Consider the following 20,730-nt stretch of genomic DNA (forward strand, 5'->3'; position numbering starts at 1 on the left):
TACAACCACGCCAAGTACGTGGAACCACGCCGCCGGATGATGCAGGACTGGGCCGACCGTCTCGACTTGCTTGAACAGGGCCGGGTGGAAGCCGCGAGCGCGCATCTGACCATCCGCATCGACGGGGTGCCGGCGATGGCGGAGGCGGAGGAAGCGGTGGACGCGGCCTCCATGGTGGCCGAGCCCGCTTCCCCTGGCGTCCCGCCGGTGGTGGCCACGCCCATCGTCGTGACCCCGAACAGTGGCGGGATCACGTTCCAGCGGCTGTCGCAGGTGCCGCCACCGCCGACGCACACCCCGGAGCCGGAAGTCTCCGCAATCCAGCGGGAGCGTGAGGAAATGTTGGCCATGTACGAGTCGCCGAACAATCTGCCGGTGCCGCTGTTCGGCAAGCTGGCCGGGAAGTCCAAGGACCAGATCAATCGCGAGCTGAAAGCGGGCAAGCTGCTGTCCATCAGCTTGGGCAACCGGGGGCAGCGGGTTCCCGACTGGCAACTGGTGCCGCTCAAGCACAGGCTGGCCCAGGTGCTCATGAACCAGTGCCCACACGCGGATTCGTGGGACCTGTACCGCATGCTGACCCAGCCGCACCCGGACCTGGGTGATCGCGCGGCCATTGATGTGGTGACACCGAACAATCTGGGCATGGTGATGAGGGTCATTGCACTCCATCACCAACCTGTGCATGGCCCGAAAGATGAACTGTCCCAACTCTCCGAGAGTGCGCGGCAACATGTTCAACAATTAGTAGGCAACGCTGCCGTACTCGAAGTGGCCTAGCTCAATGGCGGAAAAGTTGAGGCCCGCTGGCCTAGAGATGCAGGACATCGCCTCGGCTGCGGGCCTGAGCTTAGTGCTTGGCCAATACCGCCTTGAGGCGTCGGACGGACGCAACGGCTTCTTCAGCCGTTGCGAAGTTGGCGAACCCCATCAACAAACCTTGTTGCGGTGACTTGCGCATCCGCCAGTTGCTCAGTGCCTGAATGGCGAGCCCTTTAGCTTGAGCAGCCTCCGCTAGTATTCGGTCATCCTGCCCGGTGTTCAGCTTGGCCAGGACATGGATGCCGCCTGCTTGGGGCTGGATATGCAAGCGTTCTCCCATCGTCTGACTCACTGCATCAACCAAATAGCTGCGACGGGTCGCATACAAGGCGCGCATTTTACGTAGGTGCCTGCCAAAGTGCCCCTGTTCCATAAAATCGGCCACCATGGCCTGGGGCAAAATTGAGCCAGGGCCGGGACAGTGGTTCACAGTATCTCTAAACCTGCCAACTTGAGATGCGGGTACAACCAGATAGGCCAGTCGTAAGCCAGGGAACAGAACTTTGCTAAAAGTGCCGGTGTAAATTACCCGCCCATTACGATCCAGACTTTTCAACGCCGGCAAGGGTCGGCCGTGGTAACGGAACTCGCTGTCGTAATCGTCCTCGATAATCCATGCTTCGCTACGGCTCGCCCATTCTAGAAGTTCCAGTCGCCGCGGCAACGACAAGGCAACGCCCATCGGACTTTGGTGCGTAGGAGTAACCACGACGAAACGCGCATGAGCCGCACGTCGTTGACCCATTCTCACGTTCAAGCCTTCCTCATCGACCGGCACAGGTTCTAAGCGCATTCCTGCGTGCTCCAAGAACTGTCGGGCGAAGATATAGCCTGGATCCTCGTACCAGCCCAAGTCTCCCGCCTTCAACAGCGCGTGGCACACTAGTTCCAGTGCTCCTCGATAGCCCGTCGTCACGAACACCTGCTCATGTGAACATGCAATGCCGCGTGAGATGCCCAAATAGGCGGCGATGGCGCGTCGTAGGGGCTCGTACCCCCCTGGATCGGGATAGGTCATGGCCACCGTCTCCAGCGCCCGCAGGCTGCGTCCAGCTAGGCGCGACCAAGCCTTTCGCGGGAATGCGTCCAATGCCGGCAAGCCGAGTTGAAACGGGAGCGCTTCACTGAATGCTGCCTGCGGGCGAGGCGGTGCTGGGGCAAGAGGCACTGACACCTTGGCGTGACTTGGTTCAGCCATGCTCCCAAGCCGGGGGGACACGACTGTTCCGGCAGCGCCGCGCGCTACGAAATAGCCTTCGTTCGCCAACAACTGATAGGCCATTTCGACGGTGCCACGCGCCAGACTCAGCTCACTGGCAAGGCTGCGCACGGACGGCACGCGATCTCCGGGACGAAGCTTGCCGCTAGCAATCGCCTCCCGGTAGCGCCGGTACAACTGCAGATAGATCGGCGCATCGTGCTCTTGGTCCGGTCTCAGGTGCTGCAAGTCCATACGAAATGCCCCATTAAATTATTCAATTCTTGCACCTAGTCGGTAGGCCATAATTTTCCTACAGTACTGGCTATACAACAAGGACTTCACATAAGGAATACCACATGAACCCCTTGCAATTGAGGCATGTCGACGGTGATCAGGATTACCAGGCGTGCTTTAACGTCATGCGCGAATTGCGCCCGCATTTGACCGATACCGCTGCATTTGCCGCGCAAGTGCGTCGTCAGGCCGAACACGGATATCGTCTGCTGGCTGCATGGCAGAACGAACAAGTCAAAGGTTTGGCCGGCTATCGCATCTACGAGAATCTGCTGTATGGACGTTTTCTCTACGTCGACGATCTGGTGACAACTTCCGACGCCCGCGGCGAAGGCCTTGGTGGAAAACTGATCGATGCGTTGCGCGACGAAGCAAAAAAGCAAGGTTGTGCGAATTTCGTTCTGGATACCGCCCTGGGAAATTCCTTGGGGCAACGCTTTTATTTCCGTCAAGGCCTTTTGGCCGTGGGGATGCATTTCCGCCAACCGCTGTAAGTCGTCCATGTAACGAACGCGATTGCGCTCTAACATTCTTATAGGAGTTTTTTTATGAGCACCCCGAAACGTTTGCCCTATCACACCCTTTCTCCCGAAGCCTACCGTGGGTTCGGTGCCACGAAAGTCGCTCTGGAGAAGAGCAGCCTCGGCAAGGAGCTGATCGAGTTGGTCTGGCTGCGGATGTCGCAAATCAACGGCTGCGCTTTCTGCTTGGAAATGCATGCAAAGGCACTGCGTGCCGGTGGCGTGCCGGATGCCAAGCTGGACAGCCTCGCCGGATGGCGTGTGGGCGAGCATTTCACCGAACGGGAGCGCGCCGCACTGGCCTGGACGGAGGCGTTGACACATGTGGACCAGACGCATGCACCTGACGAGGATTACGAGCCACTCAAGGCGCATTTCAGCGATGTCGAAATTTCGGACCTGTGCTTTGCCATTGCGTTGATGAGCGCATTCAACCGACTGGCGGTCGGGATGCGGCAATAACGGTACACAGCCCGTAGAAGGACCGGCTGGATACCACCTAGACTGAGGCGCCCGTGCTCATGACCACGGGCGCCGAACTGCAACCCTCGAAGCGCACAGACGAATTTCACATCGCCTTGGAGCGCGTTGCACTTACGGGCGGTCTAATCCTTGCCGCTATCGCCAGGCGCTGAACTGTGCTTGGGGCGGCTGCTCAATGGTTGATCGTCCGCAAGCCATTTCAAGCATCTTCGCGCGTTGTCGAACGAGATCGCATTCCGACAATGCGCGCGTCTTCACGAGCCGCCTGTCGATCAGCAAACCATGTTTGCACTTCGCTCATAAAGCCTGAAGGTATGCCCTTGCCGAGAACGCCGGCCGTGAGCGAAGCGAGACTGGTCTTGGCTAGTTCGTCACGTAGAACCTTCTCAGCATGCAGCATTACCGCATGAATTCCGCACACGCCCCGATTCGCCCATTTGGGCGGTTTGTTGTCAAACAGAGCGCATCGCCCTCTGACTTCCTGACAATCGAAGAGCGCCTTGCGGCCCTCCACTGCATCCACCACGTCGAGGACGCTGATATCCTCCGGGGCACGGGCCAAGCGGTATCCACCACGGATTCCACCACTTGCTTCAACAATCCCGGCCTTTTCGAGCTTCGGGAATATCTTCGCCACGAACGCGGGTGGAACGCCCTGAATCTCTGCTAGATCGCGGCTACTAGGCCGCTGTTCGAGGGGAGCGACAAGCCAAAGAAGGCAATGCAAGGCGTACTCGACGCCTGTTCCAATATAGGCCATAGCACAAACTACCCCAAAAATCTATAACGCGGACTATAGAGGGGTGCATTATGGATTGCAAGTGCGGATTGTGCACGATCGCTCTGCCACGAAGGCCTGTAGCCGATAAGCCACAGGCCACAAGGATGTTCGCGTGACAGGGATGTTCGGTATGGGGAGGTGCCAAGCATCGTGCCATCCGGGCTGACGCACTCCCCGGATGGCACAACTCGGAAATTTCCAGGCCTGCCGAGCTGGCGCGGCGATCGGCCTGGAGTGGATGACGATTAGAGAAGATGGTCCAAAAGGTCAGGGCCAAAGACCTCGCGGTGGATCCTATCGACCGGGATTCCTTGGGCCAACAGAGAAGTCCGTTGAGCTTGCATGAAAGGCAGCGGCCCACAAAGGTAGAAAGTGGCCCCAGCGAGATCAGGATCCTCGGCAATGAGTTCGCCTGCCTTCATACGTCCTGGCCTTGCAGACACGCCCGCCAGCTCGGCGGCCTCACCGGACTCCAGGTAGAAATGAGGCCTCAGTTGTTGAAGGTTGTGCCCAGCAGCCTCGATATCATGCAGATGAGCCACGTAGGACCGACTCCTGGCCGCATGGGCAAATACAACCTTGCGACGGGTTCCTTGGATGGCTAAGGCGTTGAGTACGGACACCATCGGCGTAATCCCGACGCCAGCGGAGAGCAAGGCTATGGGACCTTCGCCGTTGAGCGCGGGAGCAAAGTCTCCAAAGGGCTGGCTCACCGCAAGGGTAGCGCCTACCCGGACGTTGTCATGAATCCAATTCGATACCGTGCCAGCGGGGTTGTCATCTATGGCCTTCTCGCGCCGTACCGAAATTCGCCAATCTTTGCCATTGGGAGCATCCGAGAGGCTGTATTGGCGCTGTTGGTAAATGCCAGGCCGAAGCTCCACTACGACCGTCACATACTGTCCTGGGTGAAAGCTCGTCGGTTGCTCGCCGGTTTCCGGCACGAGCGTTAGGCTGACTATGTCCTCTGCTTGCATTACGCGTTCGGTCACTCGCATGGTGTTGCGGTAACTGGGGGCAACACTCGCGCGATCGTAGAGCCTACTTTCAGCCGCAATTAGTTCTCCCGCAATCAGCCAGTAGGCTTCGTCCCATGCCGCCATAAGCTCAGGCGTTGCTGCATCACCAAGAGTCTCGGCGATGGCCCCTAGCAAGTGTCTCCCCACAATAGGGTAGTGAGCGGAGGTCAGCCCTACAGACGCATGCTTATGCGCAATTCGGCTCAGGACGGGGGCCAGCGCATCGCCGTTTTTATAGTTTGCCGCATAGGCGAACACTGCCGACGCCAAGGATTGCTGCTGAGAACCATTGGCCTGGTTTCCCATGTTGAACAGGTTGGTGAGCGACGGATACTCTTCGAACATCGTTCGATAGAAGAGCGTAGTGATCTGCACGCCATGCTCCCTGAGTACAGGAACACTTGCATCGATATAAGGCCTTGACTTCTCAGACAGCATAATGATCTCCATAAAAACATGCATTTAAAATGCACCAAATAAGGCAAGAACGAACGTAGTCCCTCATTGGCCGGTTCCTTGATGCGGATCAAAATTCTATCAAAGATGCATTTCAAATACATCTTATTGCATGCGCATCGGAAATCTTGCACCATAGAAAAGAAGCATTCTTGGCACATGTTAAAATGCTAATGCCCTTCAGCGAGCGATGCTCTCTTTGCTGTAGCTGAAGAATGCACCCACACCTTGAACGGATCCCCATGAGACTCACTGACTATACGGACTACAGTCTGCGCGTCTTGATCTACGTGGCCGTTCATCCCGATGAGCCAATCACGATCCAGCAGATCTCAGATGCCTTCGACATCCCCAAGAACCACTTGGTGAAGATCGTCCAGAACCTGGGGCATAGGGGATATCTGCTGACCATGCGCGGTCGTTCTGGCGGTATTCGACTTGGCCGCCCTGCTATAGAGATCAATCTCCGAGAGGTCGTGTGTGCCACGGAGCCAGACTTCGGCATGGTGGAATGCTTCCGTGATGGCAATCGCTGCGTCATCACCCGAGCCTGTGGGCTGCGGGGGATCTTGCATCAAGCGTTGCAAGCATACCTGGACGTGCTTGGTGGCTATACGCTGCAGGACCTTGTAGAAAAGCCCGCAGCGATCAACCGTTCGCTAGCTTTGGGTATCCCGGTCGCAGGCATCCGGCCGGCAAGTCACAAGTCCCGATAGTTCCTCGCGACGACACCTTATGTCGTCATCTTGCAGTACTGCGCCTGCCGTCGTATGGACGATGGTAAAGGCCGACGGCGAGCACTTCTCTCCCAATTTTTCGCCCCAAGCCAGGCGGCTCTGGCGCTGCCAGGCAATGCAACACCCCCGTCGTCCGCGTCAGCCTTAGCTGGCTGAAGGCCACCATAAAATCTTGCGCTCCATAACTCGGGCTAGTATAGTCGCAGTTAACGGCATGGGGTGAGCGTGCCGCTTTGTTGGTCGGCACTTCACAACCATGCGATATGCCGGTCGCGTGAAACCAAGATTTGATTAGGAGCCTGATGCATGTCGAAACGCATTCTTGTTGTTGGGGCCGGCTTTGCCGGGATGTGGAGCGCCCTCGGAGCTGCCCGCCTGCTCGATCAGGTGGGGCGCACTGATGTGGAAGTGACGCTAATCGCGCCGGAGCCGAAGTTGCATGTTCGTCCTCGGCTGTATGAGGAGAACCCCGAGGGAATGAAGGCCCCGCTGCAGGAGATTTTCAAGATCGCCGGGGTCAAGTTCATCCAAGGACTGGTGGAACACATCGATGTGGCAATGCAGGAGGTCAGCATCATTGGCGTTGGAGAGGACACTTCGCGGCGCAACATCGGGTATGACCGCTTGGTACTTGCTGCCGGTAGCCGCCTGTATTGCCCTCCGGTTCCCGGATTGAAGGAGCATGCGTTCAATGTCGACCAGATTGCTGATGCGGCACGACTTGAAGCACATATCCAAGGATTAGCTCATCGGCCGGAGAGTGCCGGGCGCAATACGGTGGTTGTCGCTGGCGCCGGCTTCACAGGCATCGAGATTGCCGCTGAACTGCCGGCCCGTTTGCGAGAAGTCTTGGGCAGCGACGCCACGGTGAAGGTGATCATGGTTGAGCGTAACGCCGAGGTTGGCCCGGACCTGGGCCCTGGTCCGCGGCCGACGATTACGCAAGCGCTGACCGATCTGGGCGTGACGTGGAAACTTGGCTCTGGTGTTGCTGTCATCGATCCCAACGGAATCACGCTCGAAAACGGGGAGCGGATCGATGCTGACACCATCGTCTGGACGGCCGGCGCGCGGGCCAGCGAACTCACCGCGCAAATCCCGGCCGATCGTGACAGCTTCGGCCGGCTCCATGTCGATCGCAACCTGAAGGTCAAAGGTCTCGATGCAGTATTCGCAACGGGTGACTGCGCCTATGCAGCCACTGATGACGAGGGGAACTACACCATGATGTCCTGCCAGCACGCCATTAATCTCGGCCGCTCCGCAGGTCATAACGTGGCGGCAGATCTGATCGGTGTGGACCCGATCCCGTACAGCCAACCGAAGTACGTGACCTGCTTGGCTTTGGGACCTTGGGGCGCTGTGTATACGGAAGGCTGGGACCGCCAAGTGAAGATGGTCGGTGCGGAAGCCGGAGCGCTCAAGAAGAGGATCAACACCGAATGGATCTATCCCCCGGCCAGTAGCGACCGCGCTGAAATCCTGGCCTCGGCGGACCCTTACCGCATCATTGTTGCCTAATCGAGCAGCGTCATGGGAACAGGGGCGATCTTTCGAGATCGCCCTGTTCGTTTGCGTCTTCGTGTTGGTTCAGGCCCTTTTCCGTGCTCTCCTGCGCACAGGCTCCGACTTGTCTCCGAGCCGATTAGTCGTACGATCCGACAGCCATTTGACAACCTGAACACCATAGGTTGAGGGAGTCTTGTCGGCAACACGTTGAGCCAGGTCATCCAGTGTGTGGCGCTTTAATTCGGTGCGCATAGCCTTCTCCGCCGCCAGCATCACAGCGTGGACAGAACATACGCCCCGCGTCGCCCACGCCGGAGCAGCATCCCCGAATATTGCGCAGCGGCTGCGAATCTCACGGCATTCAAACAACGGCTTGTCGCCATCGATAGCCACGATCACGTCGTACACAGTTATGCGGTCTGCCGGCCGTGCAAGCCTGAAACCGCCTTTGATTCCTTCTGTGGCCACGACTAGCTCAGCCTTTGCCAACTTGGTGAACAACTTGGCGAGGAATTCGCTCGGAACGCCCTGGAGTTCGGCCAAGTCACGAACGCTAGCCTCTTCCACGGCTCCGTGGGAACGGGTGAGGTACAGCAGGCAGTGCAAGCCGTACTCAACTCCAGCGCTGATGTGAGACATGTGATAACTCAGACAATAGAAATCGTAGTTTACAGCGTACCCAACTTTAACTTTGACCGCAAGGAAATGAACCCTGACCTGCCCATGGACGACTGCGCGCCATAACTACGACTATGCAAGTCGTAGTTATGGCGTATACTTTCCATACAAATCCAATCGCAGCCAAGGTAGGCGTCCCTGGGAATGGCGACGCTTCTCAATTTGGGTAAACGAAACCTTCAACGGAGGGCCTTATGTCCACTAAGCTGAGTGTCGGGATAGAGTTCGTTCCGGACCTTCATGATGAGGATCCGCAGGAAACTGCCGAGTGGCTCGAAGCGCTCTCGGGAATCTTCGATCATGTTGGGCCTGATCGCGCTCACTACCTCATCGAGAGACAGATTGCGCATGCCCGGTTGCTGGGGCTATCCCGGCACTTCTCCCATGGAACTCCCTACGTCAACACCATCACGCCGGATCAGCAACCGCGCATGCCGGGTGATCCTGATATCGAACGTCGCATCCGTTCCTATACGCGATGGAATGCCATGGCGATGGTCGTGCGGGCAGGCAAGAAGTCGAATGTCGGCGGACACATTGCCTCGTTCGCGTCCGCCGCGACGCTGTACGACGTCGGTTTCAATCATTTCTGGCGCGCGCCCACCGCAGAACACGGGGGCGACCTGGTATTCGTGCAAGGCCATGTTGCGCCCGGCATCTATGCTCGGGCCTTCCTGCTCGGCCGGTTGACGGCCCAGCATCTGGACAACTTCCGCCAAGAGGTTGGCGGGCAAGGGCTGTCGTCCTATCCCCACCCCTGGCTGATGCCAGACTTCTGGCAGTTCCCCACCGTCTCGATGGGTCTCGGCCCGTTGATGGCGATCTACCAGGCTCGCTTCATGAAGTATGTGCAGGCGCGCGGTATCGCCAAGACCGACGACCGCAAGGTCTGGGTATTCTTGGGAGACGGCGAGATGGACGAGCCAGAGTCGCTGGGCGCGATCGGCATGGCTGCGCGGGAACGGCTGGGCAATCTCGTTTTTGTGGTTAATGCGAACCTGCAGCGGCTGGACGGGCCGGTGCGCGGTAACGGCAAGATCGTGCAGGAGCTGGAGTCCATCTTCCTGGGCGCCGGCTGGCGCGTCATCAAGGTGCTATGGGGCGGCCGCTGGGACAAGCTGTTCGCTCGCGATAAGACCGGCGCGCTGGCGCGGCGCATGATGGAGGTCGTCGATGGCGAATACCAGACCTATCGCTCGAAATCGGGTGCCTATCTACGCGAGCACTTCTTCAACACCCCAGAGCTCAAGGCGTTGGTTGCGGATTACAGCGATGAAGAGCTGTGGCAGTTGGACCGCGGCGGCCACGACCCGGAGAAAGTCTTCGCGGCGTTTGCCGAGGCTTCCCGTGGCGGCGACTTACCGACCCTCATTCTTGCCAAGACCATCAAGGGCTATGGCATGGGCGATCAAGGGCAGGCGGCCAACGTCAACCATCAACAAAAGAAGATGCAGACGGATGCCTTGTTCGGTCTACGCGACAAGTATGCGCTGCCGATCGCCGATGCCGATGTCGAGGACGTCCCCTATATCAGCTTTCCCGAGGGTTCCAAAGAGCTTGCCTATATGCGCGAGCGCCGCGAAGCCCTGGGCGGCTATCTGCCTGCACGCCGCACGAAGGCGCAATCGCTGCCTGTGCCCGAGCTGTCCGCCTTCGATGCGCTGCTCAAGGGCACGCCGGAAGGCCGCACCATGTCGACTACCATGGCCTTCGTGCGCATCCTGGGCGTGCTGCTCAAGGACAAGGGCCTGGGCAATCGCATCGTGCCCATCGTGCCGGATGAATCCCGAACCTTCGGCATGGAGGGCCTGTTCCGCCAGGTCGGTATCTGGAACCAGGACGGCCAGAAGTACGTGCCCCAGGACGCCGACACGCTGACCTTCTACAAGGAGTCCGAGACCGGCCAGATTCTGCAGGAAGGCATCAACGAAGCGGGCGGCATGGCTGATTGGATAGCAGCAGCCACGGCGTACTCCACGCATGGCGAAATCATGGTGCCGTTCTTCATTTTCTATTCGATGTTCGGTTTCCAGCGCGTGGGCGATTTGGCGTGGGCCGCTGCCGACATGCGGTCTCGCGGCTTCCTGCTGGGCGGGATCGCGGGGCGCACCACGATCAATGGCGAAGGCTTGCAGCATGAAGACGGCCACTCCTTGCTGTGGGCATCGGCCGTGCCGAACTGCATCAGCTACGACCCGGCCTTTGCCTATGAACTTGCCGTGATCATCCAGGACGGGCTGCGCCGCATGGTGCAGGACCAGGAGGACGTGTACTACTACCTCACCGTCATGAACGAGAACTATGCCCAGCCGGCCATGCCGGAAGGTCCCACGGTGACAGCGGACATCCTGAAGGGCATGTACGCCTTCAGCAAGGCGCCGGCGGATGGTTCGGCCTTGCGGGTGCAATTGATGGGCGCGGGCACGATCTTCAATGAGGTCATCGCCGCCGCCGAACTGCTGCGGAAGGACTGGGGCGTTGCGGCCGACATCTGGGGCGTGCCGAGCCTGACCGAACTGGCCAGGGACGGCCGCGCCGCTGAGCGCCATCATCTGTTGCAACCGGAGGCCCCGGCGCCGGTGCCGCATGTGACTCGGCTGCTCCAGGATGCGCAAGGGCCGGTCATCGTCGCGACGGACTACGTCCGGGCCCTGGCCGAACAGATTCGCCCCTATGTGCCCCAGCGTTATGTGGTGTTGGGCACCGATGGCTTCGGACGTTCCGATACCCGTGCGGCCCTGCGCCACTTCTTCGAGGTGGACCGTCATTGGGTGGTGATCGCGGCCCTGAAGGCGCTCGCCGACGACGGAAAAATTCCAAGCACTCATGTCTCGGAGGCGATTCGTAAGTATGGGATCGATCCCGAGAAGCCCAACCCGCTACATGCCTGATTGAGACCTACATGACACTTTGAGCGATTTATCCGGAGCCAGCATGTCTTTGATTTCCGCTACCATGCACGCCGCCTGGATCGATCAGCGTGGCCCGGCCAACCAGATTTGCATCGAACCGATCGCGGTGCCTTCGCCCGGCCCGACCGGCGTACTCGTTAAAGTTCAATATGTAGCCGTCAATCCGATAGACACCTTCGTGCGGTCCGGCCGATATATGACGCCGTTGCCGTTCCCATTTGTAATCGGGCGAGATCTGGTCGGCACCGTTGCCGCGCTGGGCCCCGGCGTGAGCCGCTTCACCGTGGGCGACACCGTATGGGCCAATAGCCTCGGGCACGCCGGCCGCCAAGGCTGCACGTCGGAATTCGCTGTGGTGGAGGCGGATCGTCTCTATCCTCTCCCGCCCGGCATCGACCCGGCCATCGCCATCGGCGCGCTCCACCCGGCAGCCTCGGCCTATTAAGCCATCACTGCCCATGCCCAAACGCAAGCGGGCGAGACGGTCTATATCGCCGGCGGCGCAGGCCATGTCGGTAGCGCCGCTATCGTCATCGCGGCGCGTGCGGGTGCTCGGGTCATTGCATCGGCTGCAGCGGCCGACCATGACTATTGCCGGTCGCTGGGCGCAGATGTGGTGTTGGACTATCGCGATGAACGGCTCACCGACGAGATCGGTGCCGCGGCCCCCAATGGCCTTGATGTCCATCTTGACACCTCCGCACACCATGACCTCGACGCAGCGGTCCACCTGCTTGCCCCGCGTGGACGAGTCGTATTGATGGCGGGCTTGGAGGCACGCCCCGCGTTTCCAGTGGGCGCGCTGTACACCCGCGACGCGCGCGTACTCGGTTTTGCGATCAGCAATGCCAGCAGCGCTGATCTGTACTCGGCAGCTATCCGTATCAACCAGCTACTTTCCGAAGGTTCGCTAGCACCACGCAAGACCGAGATCCTGCCATTGACGGCGGCCGCACAGGCACATCTGCGCCTAGAGATGGGCGAGGCTCGGGGTGTACGGCTGGCGCTAAGGCCGTGATGCGAAGCGGCAGAAGACAAGCTGCCCAGTGCTGACCAGTCCCACCCTGTGGGAGGCCTGATTCATGACGCAATGGATTGGGCGCCCGGTCTATGACGGTGACAGCCAAATCGGTGGTCCGGACACCCGCATCAGCTTGCTCATGGACCGGATGTTGACAAGTCGTGTTGGAAGGAACCGCCTCACACCGGAAAAAGCCCGCTTGCACTTGCAAGTCATAACGCAGACTATTATAGTCTGTGTTATTTTTAGGACTGGAGAGAACTTATGCCAGACCGATTTTCCGCGTTCGCACGGCCAGCGGGGATAGAGCTTCGACACGTACATGCGCAGGACGAGCTAGCTGCTTGCTTTCCTGTGATCTCGGAATTGCGCCCCGGGCTTAAAGACGTTAGCGAGTGGATAGCCCGTGCAGTGGATATGAAGTGCGACGGTTACCGCGTCCTTGCCGCCTGGGGCGGGGGGCGAGTCCTGGCTATTGCTGGGTACCGGGTAATGGAAAATTTGATTCACGGGCGTTTTGTTTATGTCGATGACTTGGTGGGTGACCGCGACCGATCAACGGTGTCGAGGGTTAGGGGGCACTCTGTTGCGTGAGTTGTCGGGGATAGGCGTCGAGGAATGCTGCCAACGACTGGTTCTTGATACGGTCGCGACGAATATTTCGGCACGACGTTTTTATATACGAGAAGGCCTGACTGAAGCCATCGTCGGTTTCGTAATGCAATTGGAGAATCCCTTATGAAAATCCTGCATATCGATTGCAGTCCGAGAAAAGAATCGCATAGTCGAAAACTTTCGGCCGCGATAGTTGCGCGACTATTTGCCATTGATCCCGATGCCTCCGTCATACGCCGTGATCTAGGTCAGGCTCCCATACCTCATACGGAGGCCAGCTACGCCGCAGTTTTGTCCTCACCAAAGGCATTGACCTCCGAACAATCGAACGTAGCTACATCATTGTCAGAGCAATTGATTCAGGAGATTGAAGTTGCCGACGTCCTTGTCATTGGCACTCCGATGAACAATTTCACGGTCCCTTCTGTACTCAAGGCCTGGATCGATCAAATCCTTCGGATGGGCCGCACGATCGGGGTAGCGCCAACAGGCGAAAAAATCGGCCTGCTACAAGACAAGCCCGTTTACATCGGTATCGCTTCTGGAGGCGTATTTACAGGTGATCGTGCGAAGCAGCCAGACTTTCTGATGCCATATTTGATGGCCGCGTTTGGCTGTGTGGGTTTGACTTCGCTGCAATTTTTCCCCCTGCAAGCGACTGCGTTCCTCGATAGCGACCAGTTGATGGAGGGTCAAGACTCCCTGATCACCACAATGGATACGACGAAGATCGACTCCAGGGCGACAGGAGACCGCTCAGCGCGTTGCTAATGGAGCGGAGTATCACTGGCACAGTGCCCCGAGCGATGACCCGTTCGCCAGGCTCAATGGTTTGGTGCAGTAGCCGTTGCCGATCCTCATTGCAGTTGGCAAGAGCGATGAGTGGCGGAGAGGAAATGCGATGAATTCCAAAGATACTCAAGAGACGTCCCGCGAAAGCATGAGCTACGACGTGGTTGTCGTAGGCGCAGGGCCGGCCGGATTGGCGGCAGCTATCAGGCTCAAACAACTCGATCCATCGATTTCGGTCGTGGTTGTCGAGAAAGGCTCGGAGGTTGGGGCTCATGTTTTGTCGGGGGCAGTCATAGATCCTATCGGACTTGACGCCCTACTTCCGGACTGGCGAGGTGATGAGGCGAGGCCGGCCCTCACGGACGTTGCCAAAGACGCTTTCTGTTTTCTCAGTAAAACAAGCAGCATCCGCTTGCCAAATTTCATCATCCCGCCATTGATGAACAATCATGGCAACCTTATCGGCTCGCTCGGCTTGGTGGCGAAGTATCTTGCGACGCGAGCTGAAGCGCTGGGCGTCGAGATATACCCTGGGTTCGCCGCCGCTGAGCTGCTGTTTGACGAAGCAGGAGCCGTTATTGGTGTTGCTACCGGCGATATGGGTGTCTCCAGAGATGGATCGATAACGCAGAGGTTTACCCGCGGTATCGAGTTGAGGGGACGATACACGCTAATTGGCGAAGGTGTGCGCGGTTCGCTCGCGAAGATTGCCATTGAGCGTTATGGGCTGGCTAAAGGGCGGGAGCCACAGAAATTCGGCCTAGGCCTAAAAGAACTCTGGCGAGTCAGGCCCGAGAAATTCCAGGCTGGCCTGGTGCAACACACATTTGGCTGGCCTCTCGATAACCGAACAGGTGGTGGCTCGTTTCTTTATCACTTTGGAGACAATCTTGTTGCCGTTGGGTTTGTCGTCCATCTCAATTACGAGAACCCGACGCTTTCGCCATTCGACGAATTCCAGAGAATCAAGACGCATCCAAGTATTCGTGATCTGTTCGAGGGCGGTCAGCGGCTGTCCTATGGTGCTCGGGCGATTAGCGAAGGCGGTTGGCAATCGGTCCCGAAACTCGTTTTCCCAGGCGGTGTATTGCTTGGCTGCTCTGCAGGCTTGGTGAATGTGCCGCGCATAAAAGGAAGTCACAACGCTATCCTTTCCGGCATGTTGGCCGCCGAACACCTTGCGCCGGCACTAGCGCAGGGCCGTGCCCATGATGAAGTTACCGAAATAGAAGAGCAATGGCGTTCTTCCAGCATCGGCCGCGATCTCAAGTTGGTACGTAACGTCAAGCCGCTGTGGTCTAAGTTCGGCACCATATGCGGCATCTTGCTTAGTGGCGTTGATATGTGGAGCAACCAACTTCTTGGATGGTCACCATTCGGCACGATGAAGCACGGGAAGCCAGACCACGAAACACTGAAGCCAATCAGTACAGTCAAGCCGATTGCATACCCAAGACCAGATGGCATCGTCACTTTCGACAAGCTGTCTTCGGTATTCCTTTCGTCAACGAATCACGAAGAGGACCAGCCCGTACACCTGAAGTTGGCAGACCCCTCCATTCCGATTGACAGAAATCTTCCAATCTATGGGGAACCTGCGCGTCTTTACTGTCCCGCCGGTGTTTATGAAGTCGTCTACGACGACGATGCTGCCAAGACTTCCCCGCGGTTTGTTATCAACGCTCAGAACTGCGTTCACTGCAAGACATGCGATATCAAAGACCCCGCGCAAAACATCACGTGGACCGTGCCGGAGGGCGGCGATGGACCCAACTATTCGGGCCTATGAGCCCCGCTGTCGAATGACGAAATTGAGTAAAGGCAGGTGATGAAAATGATGAAACGACGTGTTGACATCGTAGGTGGCGGGCTTGCAGGCCTGCTGGCGGCGATCGAGTTGTCGCGCGGAGGGGCTCAGGTCGTCGTGTGGGAATCCGCTAGTGAGTTCGGCGGCCGGGCCCGAACGCGGGATGTCGATGGCTTCTTGTTCAACAGAGGCCCTCATGCACTGTATTGCAATGGTGCGTTGAAGCGAGAGCTTGACCGGCTAGGTATTGCCTACTCCGGCGGGCGTTCTCTCTCGGGCACACGCAAAGCTATCGCAGAGGGAAAGCTTCACAATCTTCCGACGACGTTTGGTTCAATTGTGAGGACTTCACTCTTCGGGCTACGCGACAAAATTAGCTATACCCGGGTTTTCAAGACGGTTATGGACGGCGCCTCCGGAAATGGGTCATTCGCGGACTGGCTCGACGATCAGCATCTGTCGCCCATAGTCCGCTCCACCATAGAAGCGATGGGGCGCCTTTCAAGCTACGCCAATGGCTCCACCGCCGTATCTGCCCGTGCATTATTGGACCAGATTCGTTTGACGACAGGCGGAACAATATACGTCGATGGCGGGTGGATCAGCTTGGTGAATGGCTTGGTCACGACCGCGCGAAGCATGGGTGTCGAACTCAATGAAAAGGCCGCGGTTAGGCAGGTGAGTTGCGTCGCCGGCGGGGTTGAGTTGATCTTGGGCAATGGGGCAACTCGCTTCGCCGACGCGGTAGTGTTGGCGGTTGGTCCGCGAGACGCTGCCGCATTGGCTCCGGAAATTCCCTCATTGATGGAGGAAGCGAGGGAGGCACGACCCGTTCGTGCGAACACCCTTGATCTTGCAATGCGCCATTGGCCATCTCAAGCAAATGATTTCGCCCTCGGAATCGATTCCCCGTTTTACCTGTCGGTGCATTCCGGATCGGCAAAGCTGGCGCCCGACGGCGGCGTCCTGGTCCATATTGCAAAGTATCTACCGATCGGCGAAGAGCCTTCGAAAGAAGCGGTCGAAGAACTTGAGACGGTAGCGGACCTTGTTATGCCTGGTTGGCGCGAATTAGAAGTCTCGCGGCAGAAGCTGCGCGGAATGGTGGTGTCGAACGCCTTACCACGCTGGGACCGGCCTCGCGCCGATGTGACGGTCTCAGGCGCTTCCGGATTATTTATTGCGGGCGATTGGGTTGGTCAGGAAGGCATGATAGCGGACGCCGCAGCGGCTAGCGCCATCAAGGCTGCGCAATCGGCGCTTCACTGGTTGTCTCGATAGAGGAGGCAGTCGGATTTCAATCAATCTGGTGCTGGTCTATTTGGGATGAAATCCTAACTTCCATCTTGGACCGCACAAAAGAGTTCATGGCGCACAGTTCAGGATAATCCTATGCCAATCAACAACAACGCAATGAATGGGGTAAGACTCCCCACTATTCGGACAATCAATCCGGCCGTATTTGCTCCGCCTTTGGCGGCGGCAGGTTATCCCTTCCTGCTTATGCTGTTCCATGCGCTCGTCGGACCTTCTGGATCGCAACCCGGCGGGGCCAGCATTGCGCTTGCGACACTCGTGTTGATTTGTGCTTTCTCCGCCCCCGTGCTTGGGATCATTGTGGCGTGCCAGCCGCAAATTCAGACGAGTATGCGTCGCCTCGCGTATGCCAGTGTGGTGGCGCCGACTTTGTATGTCTTTCTCGGGGTTGTCCAAGCTCTGATCGGTAGCCCGATCCCAGATCCATGGATCTGGTGCGTCATATGGCTAGGTGCGGTGCTCTGGGCATTCCGAATGGCCGGATATGAAAATTACTCTGAAACCCGTCCTGACATGGGGCGGTGGCGAGTTGCCCATGGTATTAGCGCAGTCATCCTCTGCATTTATGTGCTCTTCCACCTTGGGAATCATCTAGTCGGGTTGATCGGGCCCTCCGCACATGGGGCGGTCATGGATGTCGGCCGGGTGATCTATCGGGCAACCTTCATCGAACCCGTACTGATCATAATTTTCTTGTTTCAGATTGCCAGCGGACTCTATCTGACTTGGCGCTGGAGTTCGGCAAGGCACGAGTTCTTTCGTACCTTCCAGATCGCATCAGGCGTTTACCTCTCGGTGTTCATTCTTGGGCACATGAACTCCGTTTTTATTTATGCACGCACATATCTTGGAATTCCGACGGACTGGAATTTCGCGATTGGCGCTCCCACTGGACTTATTCATGACCCGTGGAATATTCGCCTTCTTCCACACTATGCGCTTGGCGTGTTTTTTGTCCTCAGTCATCTTGTCGCGGGCCTAAGAGTTATCCTCAACGCTCATGGTGCTGATAAGAATATTGCGAATCGAGTTTGGGTAATTGGTGTTGCGGCTAGTGCGGCCATCGCTGCTGCCATTATTGCGGGAATGTGCGGTGTCAGGGTGTGAGTCGTCAGATCGCTATGGTGAATGTGTCAATACATGAAAAAATAATCGGCTTTGACGGAATTCCGCCGTCTTTGCCTGGACTGCATAGGGTAAAGCGACAACCGTGGAACTTCGTCATCTTCGGTGTTTCATAGCTCTTGCTGAGGAACTTCATTTCGGCCGTGCAGCAGAGAGGCTGCACATCGAGCAGCCGCCGCTATCGCGCACCATAAAGGAGCTCGAAGAGGAGTTGGGCGTGCAACTCTTCAGGCGGAATAGGAGAGGCACCCATTTAACACAAGTAGGTCAAGTGTTCTTGCACGACGTGTGCCGAATCTTCACATGCCTTGAGCAGGCTCACGTGAACGTGAGAGCTGCCGCGTCTGGCTACCGGGGGTCTTTACGTATAGCGGTTTCGGAAGGAGCAGCTGGTCCCAGGTTAGCTGCGCTGTTAGCTCATTGCCGTGAAGTCGAACCCGAAGTAGTGATCCATTTGTGTGACGTACCACGAAGTGAGCAATTGCGAGGATTACGAGACGGGACGTTTGACGCTGGTTTTTCGCATTCGAAGGATGTGGGTAGCGACATCATTAGCCGGCCTGTCTGGTCCGACAGGCTCGTGGCAGCCATTCCTAGGCGTCATCCGCTGTTGGCTCATCCACGTGTTCCTCTCGGTGAATTGATTCGTCACCCACTTCTTTTATGTCACTCTTGCCGGTGCGAGGGATATGCCCATCAAGTCGCCAGTCTGCTCAGCACGGTTGATACAAAGCCTACGATCGCCGAGCAGATCGCGTCGCTAGACATGACATTGACACTGGTAGCGGCGGGATACGGGGTTGGCTTCGCGACGGCATCTACGATGGCCATGTGCAACCATCCAAACGTGATTGCTCGTCCGTTGGATAGCGAAGATGCAGTGTTGACTACTTATCTACTGTGGCCGGCTGGGGAGATAGTTGATTCAATGCTCCGATTTATCGAACGAGCGAGTAGGCAACAAGATTGACGCACAATAATGATTCGCGAGGAACTGGCATGGAGTCGTCTCAATGTGCATATGGTGCTATTTATCCGTGACAGAAAGATAAGGATTGTCTGGCGGTACAGTGTCAAATACCGTTGAGGCATCCAGCATTAGATACCCGTGTAATTTCCTGGTCTTTCGTTGACCAATCACATCACAGGTCCAAATATTTAGACCATCTGGATGTTTGCGGTGCAATCGCAACTGCTCGAACTGCTTTTGTACCCATTGCCAATCCGCTTCTCGGCGCTGTTTAGCCAAGCTAATAACCTGCGGATGCTCTTGGACATAGCGCTGGAAAATGCCCGGACTAACGAGATAGGCAGTGCCGGCCACCGTGTGCACCTGCGCTTTGGCATCATTGATGATCAGCTTGTGGGCTTGCACGCCACGTTTAAGCCAGTCCATGAAGTGAATCCCAGAGCCTGGCACCGCGGCCGGCGTCGCGACGGACACATTTGGTCTGGCGATGATAGTTGGCACGGGATCGATAGGTGGTCGGTCTATTTCGTGAAGACTTTCCGACATCGATACATCTGCGTGGTCGTTCCGAGTGACTGCACTCGAAGGCGCGGATATCACGTCATCAAGTATTCCAAATAGTGTTTCCACGCTGTCTGCAGCGGCCGGTACATCTACAGGAATCATCTGCTCAGTAGCCTTAGATGCTGGGGAAGCCATTGCGGCGGCTGGGACAGTGACTGATTTGTTCGTGATTGGTTCGTCGCGTGGTTTCTCTGACGCCGAAACAGCACCATCAATCTCCACCCGCACGATCCCACTGAAAGCCGCTGGCCGTTCAGTTGGCTCCCAAATTAATGCAGGCGCGAGACGTAAAAAGGTGAACGTATTTGACCATCCATTGTCGCCAGTGATGGTGGCCCTCCAGATGGCCTTTCCCTCTGGAGTTGCCTGGAGAATGCCGTGATCCTGTAGCACGTTGAAGACAGCAGTGTTGTTCGCGGGGATGCCATCGATGCCCTGGGACAGCAGATGGGCGCGTAACTTGTCGGAGACCGTCTTGCTCACTAGCCACAAGGCGTCCTCGGTGAGCCAGCCATCGGATGCTTCCGGCTGGTTCAGCTTCAACTCTTCCTTGAGCAGGTAGCGCAATCCGTCCAGCAGCTTGCGTTGCAGTGCATGCTTGGGCGCAGCCATGGCGCGGGCCGGATCACCACCCAGTTCCTGGGCCACCGAAGCACGATCAGCCTGTACGACAAGCTCACCCAGCATCCCGGCATGCTCGTACTGTCCGGCCAGAACGTAGAGCAGCGGTCCCCATAGAGCGGGATAGCCACTGAGCCAATCTAGGAGATGGGCATCCAACAGTTGGCGGTAGAGCAAGCCCGTCGCGGCGCTGTGCAGGCGATATTCGCGGTCGTCGCGGTAGCGGAATCGGTACGGCTGGTGCAGCGGGCCGTGCCAGGGGTGCCAGGTGCTGCCGTCGGCCAACTCGACATGGAGATCGACGGCGAGCTTGCCGATGTCGTGCAGCAGCGCCGCATAGGCGACGGCGGCGGTCCAGGCTTCGGATTGCGCTGCCTGGTCTTCGGGAGTGCTTCCGGCCGGCAGGAGGTGCGACTGACGCAGCTTGAGGGCGTAGGCAACGATCTCCAGGCCATGGTCCAGCATGCCGCCGGGGTACGCATGGT

18 protein-coding genes and 1 pseudogene are annotated in these 20,730 nt (G+C 57.7%); 14 read left to right on the top strand and 5 right to left on the bottom strand.

Annotation, left to right across the window (positions count from 1 at the left end):
- Nucleotides 1-780 (top strand): annotated as a pseudogene (locus K206_RS0131170) (integrase); the annotation flags it as partial.
- A gap of 70 nt (nt 781-850) precedes the next feature.
- Here K206_RS0131170 and K206_RS39795 read toward each other — a convergent pair.
- Nucleotides 851-2,275, bottom strand: a complete 1,425-nt coding sequence (locus tag K206_RS39795; protein ID WP_043367450.1) for a PLP-dependent aminotransferase family protein — start codon at nt 2,273-2,275, stop codon at nt 851-853.
- A 104-nt stretch (nt 2,276-2,379) separates the two neighbouring features.
- Here K206_RS39795 and K206_RS42100 point away from each other — a divergent pair, with 104 nt between their 5' ends.
- Nucleotides 2,380-2,811, top strand: coding sequence for a GNAT family N-acetyltransferase (locus tag K206_RS42100; RefSeq protein WP_081651582.1), 432 nt, complete (start codon nt 2,380-2,382; stop codon nt 2,809-2,811).
- 54 nt (nt 2,812-2,865) lie between these two features.
- Complete coding sequence (locus tag K206_RS0131185) at nt 2,866-3,300, top strand: carboxymuconolactone decarboxylase family protein (RefSeq protein ID WP_020206240.1); 435 nt, start codon at nt 2,866-2,868, stop codon at nt 3,298-3,300.
- Nucleotides 3,301-3,520: 220 nt separating this feature from the next.
- Here the strand turns inward: K206_RS0131185 and K206_RS42105 are convergent, their stop codons facing one another.
- On the bottom strand, nt 3,521-4,081 hold the full coding sequence (locus K206_RS42105; RefSeq protein WP_081651583.1) for an Rrf2 family transcriptional regulator: 561 nt from the start codon (nt 4,079-4,081) through the stop codon (nt 3,521-3,523).
- Nucleotides 4,082-4,347: 266 nt separating this feature from the next.
- Entirely contained in the window at nt 4,348-5,559 is a 1,212-nt protein-coding gene (locus K206_RS42110) for a globin domain-containing protein (protein ID WP_081651586.1), read from the bottom strand.
- Between the two features lie 260 nt (nt 5,560-5,819).
- Between K206_RS42110 and K206_RS0131195 the strand changes: the two genes are divergently transcribed.
- Nucleotides 5,820-6,293: an Rrf2 family transcriptional regulator gene (locus tag K206_RS0131195; RefSeq protein WP_020206242.1), complete on the top strand. Its 474-nt coding sequence runs from the start codon at nt 5,820-5,822 to the stop codon at nt 6,291-6,293.
- Between the two features lie 327 nt (nt 6,294-6,620).
- The gene (locus K206_RS0131200) at nt 6,621-7,835 is read left to right on the top strand and encodes an NAD(P)/FAD-dependent oxidoreductase (RefSeq protein ID WP_020206243.1); all 1,215 of its coding nucleotides are present in this window, start codon (nt 6,621-6,623) and stop codon (nt 7,833-7,835) included.
- Between the two features lie 69 nt (nt 7,836-7,904).
- Here the strand turns inward: K206_RS0131200 and K206_RS42115 are convergent, their stop codons facing one another.
- Complete coding sequence (locus K206_RS42115) at nt 7,905-8,462, bottom strand: Rrf2 family transcriptional regulator (protein ID WP_081651584.1); 558 nt, start codon at nt 8,460-8,462, stop codon at nt 7,905-7,907.
- Between the two features lie 233 nt (nt 8,463-8,695).
- On the opposite strand from K206_RS42115, the gene aceE reads away from it, so the two are divergent.
- The 9 genes from aceE (at nt 8,696) to K206_RS41040 (ending at nt 19,060) form a co-directional block, all read left to right on the top strand.
- Nucleotides 8,696-11,392 carry a pyruvate dehydrogenase (acetyl-transferring), homodimeric type gene (aceE, locus tag K206_RS0131205; RefSeq protein WP_043367453.1) on the top strand — a complete coding sequence of 899 codons (2,697 nt, stop codon included), beginning with the start codon at nt 8,696-8,698 and terminating at the stop codon, nt 11,390-11,392.
- A 43-nt stretch (nt 11,393-11,435) separates the two neighbouring features.
- On the top strand, nt 11,436-11,858 hold the full coding sequence (locus tag K206_RS43955; protein WP_020206246.1) for an alcohol dehydrogenase catalytic domain-containing protein: 423 nt from the start codon (nt 11,436-11,438) through the stop codon (nt 11,856-11,858).
- A 45-nt stretch (nt 11,859-11,903) separates the two neighbouring features.
- On the top strand, nt 11,904-12,431 hold the full coding sequence (locus tag K206_RS43960; RefSeq protein WP_255359663.1) for a zinc-binding dehydrogenase: 528 nt from the start codon (nt 11,904-11,906) through the stop codon (nt 12,429-12,431).
- Nucleotides 12,432-12,963: 532 nt separating this feature from the next.
- Nucleotides 12,964-13,176, top strand: coding sequence for a GNAT family N-acetyltransferase (locus K206_RS44780; protein ID WP_369796938.1), 213 nt, complete (start codon nt 12,964-12,966; stop codon nt 13,174-13,176).
- The gene (locus K206_RS0131215; RefSeq protein WP_029044291.1) at nt 13,173-13,820 is read left to right on the top strand and encodes an FMN-dependent NADH-azoreductase; all 648 of its coding nucleotides are present in this window, start codon (nt 13,173-13,175) and stop codon (nt 13,818-13,820) included. The genes K206_RS44780 and K206_RS0131215 overlap by 4 nt, the downstream gene beginning before the upstream one ends.
- A 130-nt stretch (nt 13,821-13,950) precedes the next feature.
- On the top strand, nt 13,951-15,630 hold the full coding sequence (locus tag K206_RS39805) for an electron transfer flavoprotein-ubiquinone oxidoreductase (protein WP_043367455.1): 1,680 nt from the start codon (nt 13,951-13,953) through the stop codon (nt 15,628-15,630).
- A gap of 45 nt (nt 15,631-15,675) precedes the next feature.
- Nucleotides 15,676-16,929 (top strand): FAD-dependent oxidoreductase, encoded by a 1,254-nt coding sequence (locus K206_RS39810; RefSeq protein ID WP_043367459.1) that lies wholly within the window; start codon nt 15,676-15,678, stop codon nt 16,927-16,929.
- 111 nt (nt 16,930-17,040) lie between these two features.
- Nucleotides 17,041-18,072: a hypothetical protein gene (locus K206_RS39815; protein WP_043367457.1), complete on the top strand. Its 1,032-nt coding sequence runs from the start codon at nt 17,041-17,043 to the stop codon at nt 18,070-18,072.
- Nucleotides 18,073-18,175: 103 nt separating this feature from the next.
- On the top strand, nt 18,176-19,060 hold the full coding sequence (locus K206_RS41040; RefSeq protein WP_052166031.1) for a LysR family transcriptional regulator: 885 nt from the start codon (nt 18,176-18,178) through the stop codon (nt 19,058-19,060).
- 57 nt (nt 19,061-19,117) lie between these two features.
- Here the strand turns inward: K206_RS41040 and mobH are convergent.
- Nucleotides 19,118-20,730: MobH family relaxase (mobH, locus tag K206_RS39820; RefSeq protein ID WP_043367461.1), on the bottom strand; the 1,613-nt coding region annotated here is incomplete at its 5' end.

Source organism: Cupriavidus sp. WS, from assembly GCF_000395345.1.
In the GTDB taxonomy this organism is placed as follows: domain Bacteria; phylum Pseudomonadota; class Gammaproteobacteria; order Burkholderiales; family Burkholderiaceae; genus Cupriavidus; species Cupriavidus basilensis_B.